The 1,380-nt window shown below is 74.1% G+C and carries 1 protein-coding gene; it reads right to left on the bottom strand.

The genetic code is table 11. From position 1 onward, the window contains the following. Window positions 1-1,356 (bottom strand): chloride channel protein (locus tag C665_RS19575; protein WP_083854737.1); only part of this gene is annotated, 1,356 nt, incomplete at its 3' end. Between the last annotated feature and the right edge of the window lie 24 nt (window positions 1,357-1,380).

Genomic DNA, 1,380 nt, shown 5'->3' with positions numbered 1-1,380 from the left:
CGCGCCCTGCGCACCCACCGGGGGGTGCGCAGGGCGCGGGCGTTTTTCGTGCGCCCGCTTCTCGGCGCGCCGCAGCCAGGGGTGGGAGAGCGCGTGGTAGAGCGGTACCGGCGCCACCGAGCGCGCCACGCCGTGGGCCACCACCGCGGTGGCCATCAGCGGCAGCAGCATCTGGTGGTTGGCGGTCATCTCCATGACGATCACGAAGGAGGTGATCGGCGTCTGCGTCATCGCCGCGAGGAAGGCCACCATGCCCAGCACCAGGATCGCCGCGTCCTGCTCGCCCGGCAGCAGCAGGGCGAGGTCGGCGCCCAGGCCGGCGCCCACCGCGAGCGCGGGGGCGAAGATGCCGCCGGGGATCTTGGACGCGAAGACCAGCCAGATCACCGCCAGCTTCATCAGCGTGAAGGCCGCCGGCAAGGCCGCGCTGCCCTCGAGCGCGGCCTTGGATTCCGCATAGCCCGTGCCGTAGGTGACGCCGCCGCTGGCCAGTCCGATCAACGCGGTGAGCAGGCCGCACATCGCCGCGAAGGCGACCGGCTGGCCCTCGGCGATCCTGCCGAGGCGGCCGGGCAGGCCGCGTGCGGACGCCACCAGCACGCGCGTGAAGATGCCGCCGAGCAGGCCGCCGGCCACCCCGCAGGCGAGCACCGGCCAGATCCCGTCGGGCCAGCCCAGGCTCGCCAGGGTGCGGCCGAAGTAGGTGTAGTTGCCCAGCACGGCGAGCGACATCAGGCCGGCGAAGATCACCGCGGTGAGCGTGGTGCTGTTGGCCTGGAAGGCACGGTAGCGGCACATCTCCTCGATCGCGAACATGATGCCGCCGAGCGGGGTGTTGAAGGCCGCGGCGATGCCGGCGCCGCTGCCGGCGACGATGAGGTCGCGGCTGGAGGCGATGCGGCGGTGGCGCTTGCGGCTGGCGAGCAGGTGCAGCACCGAGGCGCCGATCTGCACCGAAGGGCCCTCGCGACCCACCGAGGCGCCGCTGAGCAGCCCGCCCAGGGTCAGGAAGACCTTGGCCAGCGCGATGCGCAGCGACAGCAGCTGGCGGCGCACGCGGCCGTCATCCGACATCGACGCCGCGATCGCCTGCGGGATGCCGCTGCCCTCGGTACCGGGGAAGAAGCGGCGCGAGATCCACGCCAGCGCGGCGAAGCCGGCGGGCGCGATCAGCAGGGTGAGCCAGGGGCGCTCGCGGATCAGCCCGGCGTGGGCGGCGATCGCCAGCTCGGCGCCGATCGCGAAGGCGATCGCGACCAGTCCGGCGAGCAAGGCCGCGCCCACCAGCAGCAGGCGCACCCGCCAGCGCCGCAGCGACAGCCAGGGCAGGGCATAGCGGCGCCCGCCGCGCAGCAGGCGGGCGAATGGGCGCCCGCGTGC

This window comes from Thauera aminoaromatica S2 (assembly GCF_000310185.1).
GTDB classification, from domain to species: Bacteria; Pseudomonadota; Gammaproteobacteria; order Burkholderiales; family Rhodocyclaceae; genus Thauera; species Thauera aminoaromatica.
Note: the sequence above shows the minus strand (reverse complement) of the source record. Positions and strands in the feature narration are given on the sequence as shown.